The sequence below is a fragment of the Candidatus Binatia bacterium genome (assembly GCA_036382395.1).
Classification (GTDB): Bacteria; Desulfobacterota; Binatia; order HRBIN30; family HRBIN30; genus JAGDMS01.
On the sequence record DASVHW010000008.1, the window covers coordinates 1 to 5,103 of the forward strand.

Sequence of the window (5,103 nt, forward strand, 5' to 3'; positions counted from 1 at the left end):
TTCGGGTAGACCTCCGGACCGGAGCAGTTGGTGATATCCCCAGATGTACAGTTCTCGACATTGCCTAACAGGTTACCCGGTAAAATCCCGGACGCAGTACCATAGCCGAAGCTATAGGCGTTGTCGGCCGTGATGGTTACATCGACTTGGGCCTGCGCCGCGGTCGGACTGCTGATCGCCAGCACAAACACCAATAGGCTTGACGCTGTCCTAAGAATGTGTCGCATGAGATGTCCCCCTTGCATGCCATTGGCGGTTAGCCGGATAGCCCGTACAAAGGACCGATTTGACGTAGCTGAAGTTGTCATCAACCCCCGCTTGCAGCAGGATGTAGTGGCACTGTCCTCCGGCTCGGGCTGCTAGGAATGCGGTGAGCGTTGCTAAGAACAGGCCCAGCATTCCGAAAGCTCGCGCAATCTGCCCGAGATCCCTATGGCCTCTGTAGAAGCGCATCATGCCCCCCTTTCGCCTTTGGCGTCTAGGAAGTTCGTTTTGTTTAGCCTAGGTACTAGGGACGAGTTTGGGACGATGTCAAGGGGTGCTGGGGTGCTGGGACCAACAGGGTGCTGGCCGCGGGTTGACTAGCGGGCCACTCCCGCTATAGCTGGAATCAGCCCATGCCCGATTCGTATGACTTTCCGCCGCGCCGGGAGCCTGAGGATCCGCTGAAGGAGATCCAGAAGATCTTCGATCAGGTGCGCGCGCGCTTCGCCGCTCGCGGGCCGTCGCGCGTCAATCCGTGGCTGATCATGGTGATTGTGCTGCTGCTGTATGCGTTCAGTGGCGTCTACATCGTCGCGCCCGACGAGCGCGGCATCGTGCTGCGCTTTGGGCGCGTGGTGCGCGAGGCCGATCCCGGCCCCGGCTACCACCTGCCGTGGCCGTTCGAACAGGTGATCAAGCCGGCGGTGACACAAATTCGCAAGGCGGAGTTCGGTTTCCGCACGGTGGCGATCGGCCCGCCGGCGCGCTATCACGACGTCGATCCGGAAGCGCTGATGCTCACCGGCGATGAAAACATCGTCAAGCTGCAGTTCATCGTGCAATTCAAAGTGAAGACCGGTCCGACCGGCGCCACGGACTTCTTGTTCAACGTGCGCGACCAGGAAGACACCGTGCGTGACGCGGCGGAAGCGGCGATGCGCGAAGTCCTCGGCCGCAACAACATCGACAATGCCCTCACCGAAGGCAAAGAGCAGGTGCAGCAAGACGCCCAAGCCCTGCTGCAACACATCCTCGATCAATACCAGGTCGGCCTCGAAGTGGTGACGGTGAAGCTGCAAGATGTGGGTCCGCCGGATAAGGTGTCCGACGCCTTCAAGGACGTGATCAGCGCGCAGCAGGACAAAGAGCGGCTCATCAACGAAGCGCGCGGCTACGCCAACGACGTGGTGCCCAAGGCGCGCGGGCAGGCGGCGCAGTTGCTGAATGAAGCCGAAGCCTACAGCGCGGCGAAGGTCCAAGACGCCACCGGCGCGGCGCAGCGCTTCAGCGCGCTGCAGCAGGAATACGAGAAGGCGAGGGACGTGACGCGGCTGCGTTTGTACCTTGAGACCATGGAGCAAGTCTTGCCGCGCATGAACAAGATCATCCTCGACGACGTCGCCGGCAAGCAGGTCGTGCCCTATCTGCCGCTCGATCAAGTGATCAAACCGAAGCCCGCGGAGGCACCGAAGCCGTGATGGACCGGCGCTGGATTCCTATTCTCCTGCTGTTTGCCGTGCTCGTGGTCGGGTGGAATCTCGTCGCCTACACGGTGCCCCAGTGGCAGCAGGCGATCGTGGTGCAACTCGGCGAGCCGGTGCGTACCGTGCAAGAGCCCGGTCTCTACTTCAAGCTGCCGTTGATTCAGAACGTGCTCTACTTCGACAAGCGCTTGCTCGCCTACGATGCCGCGCCACGGGAGATTCTCACCAAAGACAAGCAGCAACTCATGATCGATAACTTCTCGCGCTGGCGCATCCGGGACCCATTGCAGTTCTATCGCACCGTGCGCGACGAAGCCGGTGGGCAGTCGCGGCTCGACGACGTGATCTATTCGATCGTGCGCGAAAACCTCGGACGGCATACGCTGCGCGAGATCGTCAACGAAAAGCGCAGTGAAGTGATGGCCGAGGTCACGAAAGAAAGCGACGCCAAAGCACGCGACTACGGCATCGAGGTGGCCGACGTGCGCATCAAACGCGCCGACCTGCCGGAGAAGAACGAGCTCAACGTGTTCAACCGCATGCGCACGGAGCGCGAGCGCTTGGCGAAGAAGTTCCGCGCCGAGGGCGACGAGGAAGCACGCAAGATTCGTTCGGAGTCGGACAAGCAGGTGCAGATCCTCACCGCCGAAGCGCGCAAGCAAGCTGACATCACCCGCGGGCAGGGCGACGCGCTCGCGGTGAAGATCTTCGCCGACGCCTACGGCCGCGACCTGGAGTTCTACCAACTAGTGCGCACGCTCGAGGCCTACCGCAACTCGATTACCGAGGGCACCACGCTCATTCTCTCGCCCAACAGCGAATTCTTCCGCTATCTCAAGCAGCTCGATCGACCGAAGGACCGGTGACTCGTGACTCGACGGGCGGTTCACAGCGCGGCGCGCAGGCGCGCCACCACTTCCGGGCGCCCCCGCACACGCAGGCGTGTGCCCGCCTGGTCGTAGGCCTCGGCCAGCACGCGGCAGCTGGCGTGGATCTCGCTCACCATCGGCTGCCGCGCGTAGGGCACCAGGAACTCGTCCTCGACCATCTCACGCTCGAAGAACTCGACGATGCGCTGGCGCAGCCCGGCAACGTCGGCGGCCGACTTCGCCGACAGCAGCAGCGCCTGCGGGTAGGCCTGCGCCAGCGCGGCGCGCCGCTCCTCCTCCAGCTTGTCGATCTTGTTGAGCACCAGCAGCCGCGGCGCGTCGGCGGAATCGATCTCCGCCAGCACTCGCGCGGTGACCTCGATCTGCGCCGGGAAGGCCGGGTCCGCGGCATCCACCACGTGCAGCAGCAGCGCCGCCTCGCGCGCCTCCTCCAGGGTGGAGCGGAACGAGGCCACCAGATCGTGCGGCAGCTTCTTGATGAACCCCACCGTGTCGCTGACCAAGATGCGCGGCTTGGTCTCCGGCTGCAGGGCGCGCACGGTGGTGTCGAGGGTGGCGAAGAGCTGGTCGGCGACCAACAGATCGCTGCCGGTCAGGGCGCGCATCAGCGACGACTTGCCGGCGTTGGTGTAGCCGACGATGGCCACTGTGGGCTGGGCGGCACGACGGCGACGGCGCGTGGCGGCATCCTTCTCGATGGCCGCGAGCTCGCGGCGCAGCTCGGCGATGCGGTCGCGCACCTTGCGCCGGTCGAGCTCGAGGTGCGACTCACCCGCCCCCTTGCTGCCGATGCCGCCGCCCTGACGGTCCTGACCGGCGCTGCTGGCGCGCAGCCGCGGCGCCAGATAGGCCAGCCGCGCGATCTCCACCTGCAGCACCGCCTCGCGACTGCGGGCGTGGCGCTGGAAGATGGCCAGGATGACGGCGGTGCGGTCGAGCACCTCGGCACCGGTGGCGCGCTCGAGGTTGCGGGCTTGCGAGGGGGCGATGTCGTGGTCGACCAGCACGACGCTAGCGCGCTTGCCGGCCTCCTCCACCACCTCCGCTTCGGCGGGCTCGGGGTCGGCGGTGCGGGTGCGGTGGGCGGGGACCCCGGAGGGTACGATACCGCTACCGCCGGTCAGGCGGGCCAGTTCCTTGAGCTTACCCTCACCGATCACTGCGGCGGCGGCCAGCGCCGGGCGCTTCTGACTGACGCGGGCGACCACCGCGAGCCCCAGCGTCTTGGCCAGACGCCCGAGCTCGGCCAGCGACGAAGCGTGCTCCTCGTCGGCGACCCCGGGGAGTTGCACCCCCACGAGCACGGCACGCGGCGGTGTGTCCTGCGGCATGTGCGGCTGGTTCTGCGGCATCACTGCAGCATAGCCAGGCGCGCCGCGAGTTGCGCCCGCGCCGTCTGCCACGCACTGACTGGGCTCTGGGATAATATCCTCGGCACCGGTGCCGTTAGCTCGTAGCCCGAACCAGCTGCGGTGACTCCGGCGTGGGTATCTGAACGCTGCGGCAATGCGCCTCCAGCAGGCGCTTGTGCCACGCGGCGAGACCTCGGCGGAGGTACTCCGGGTTGATGTCGAGGGTCTCGCTGATGTTCTCGAATGAGAACAAGCTTTCGTTGCTCGTGCACTCGACCCACTTCGCGGCTTCCTCGAACAGCTCGCGGCCGGCACGGTCGGTCGCGACGATGTATTTCTGGTAGTAGTCGAGCGCATTGTCGAGCACGGCCAGCATCAAGCGCTTCTCGCTCGAGACCGCCGCTCCGCGGCGCCGTGCGGCGCTGAACTGGGCCGTGATCAGGACATCGGGTTCAAAAAGGCCACGGTCAGTCATATCCATGTTCTCCCGAGCAAGTGATGTCGGTTCGGTGCGCTGCTGGCGCCGCGAGGCCGTGCGGCGGCCGGAGCGTACATCCTAAATCGAAAAAACCACGGAGACCCGAGCTGGGCCTCCGTGGGGATTCGTTACAGCTTGGTAACGTTGGACGCTTGCGGTCCCTTGTTGCCTTGGGTCACGTCGAAACTGACCTGCTGGCCTTCGTCGAGACTGCGGTAGCCTTCACCGATGATCGCGGTGTGGTGAACGAACACGTCGTCACCGCCGTCGCGGGTGATGAAGCCAAACCCTTTCTCAGCATTGAACCACTTCACTGTTCCCTGAGCCATGCGCTTCCCTCCTTTCCTTCGTACTCGTCAGTGGGAAGCTGCTGGATCTGGAACGCGATGGTGATGGCGAACGAGGAGGCCGAGAGTGGTATCTCCCGTCGCCCCAAAAGAAACTGCACTTTCCCCCGTTAAGTCTGAGAATATCTTTAACTCACTGGGGCTCAACGCACAAGGTGAGCCCGCGGATACGCAGCAGGACCAGGAGCACGCGATGTGGCCGCTCGAGGCGGACCCTAGCGGCGTGCCGTCAGCGAAGTCGCCGCGCCGGTACCAGTCGCCGTCTTGGGCTGCGCGCTCGAAAGAGGACTGCAGGGCCGGGGGCGCCGGTCGTAACGTCTGCTGCGCCGGCTGACGAGCGGCGGTTGC

General features: G+C 64.7%; 6 protein-coding genes. 2 read left to right on the forward strand and 4 right to left on the reverse strand.

Features of this window, described 5'->3' with window-relative positions; genetic code table 11:
- Positions 1-185 (reverse strand): hypothetical protein (locus VF515_00390; GenBank protein HEX7406082.1); only part of this gene is annotated, 185 nt, incomplete at its 3' end.
- A gap of 432 nt (positions 186-617) precedes the next feature.
- Here VF515_00390 and hflK point away from each other — a divergent pair.
- Together hflK and hflC are read left to right on the forward strand one after the other, a co-directional pair.
- Positions 618-1,682 carry an FtsH protease activity modulator HflK gene (hflK, locus tag VF515_00395; GenBank protein ID HEX7406083.1) on the forward strand — a complete coding sequence of 355 codons (1,065 nt, stop codon included), beginning with the start codon at positions 618-620 and terminating at the stop codon, positions 1,680-1,682.
- Positions 1,682-2,554, forward strand: coding sequence for a protease modulator HflC (gene hflC, locus VF515_00400; GenBank protein ID HEX7406084.1), 873 nt, complete (start codon positions 1,682-1,684; stop codon positions 2,552-2,554). The genes hflK and hflC overlap by 1 nt, the downstream gene beginning before the upstream one ends.
- A 20-nt stretch (positions 2,555-2,574) precedes the next feature.
- Here hflC and hflX read toward each other — a convergent pair whose 3' ends face one another.
- From hflX to VF515_00415, 3 genes are all read right to left on the reverse strand, one after another.
- A complete protein-coding gene (gene hflX / locus VF515_00405; protein HEX7406085.1) occupies positions 2,575-3,930 on the reverse strand; it encodes a GTPase HflX in 1,356 nt (451 codons plus the stop codon).
- 94 nt (positions 3,931-4,024) lie between these two features.
- A complete protein-coding gene (locus tag VF515_00410; protein HEX7406086.1) occupies positions 4,025-4,405 on the reverse strand; it encodes a hypothetical protein in 381 nt (126 codons plus the stop codon).
- 131 nt (positions 4,406-4,536) lie between these two features.
- Positions 4,537-4,737, reverse strand: a complete 201-nt coding sequence (locus VF515_00415) for a cold shock domain-containing protein (protein ID HEX7406087.1) — start codon at positions 4,735-4,737, stop codon at positions 4,537-4,539.
- Between the last annotated feature and the right edge of the window lie 366 nt (positions 4,738-5,103).

What these genes read in the sequence shown, in the direction of transcription:
- hflK (HEX7406083.1), top strand. Translation starts at nt 618, where the DNA reads ATGCCCGATTCGTATGACTTTCCGCCGCGCCGGGAGCCTGAGGATCCG.
- VF515_00410 (HEX7406086.1), bottom strand. Translation starts at nt 4,405, where the DNA reads ATGACTGACCGTGGCCTTTTTGAACCCGATGTCCTGATCACGGCCCAG.
- VF515_00415 (HEX7406087.1), bottom strand. Translation starts at nt 4,737, where the DNA reads ATGGCTCAGGGAACAGTGAAGTGGTTCAATGCTGAGAAAGGGTTTGGC.
- hflC (HEX7406084.1), top strand. Translation starts at nt 1,682, where the DNA reads ATGGACCGGCGCTGGATTCCTATTCTCCTGCTGTTTGCCGTGCTCGTG.
- hflX (HEX7406085.1), bottom strand. Translation starts at nt 3,930, where the DNA reads ATGCCGCAGAACCAGCCGCACATGCCGCAGGACACACCGCCGCGTGCC.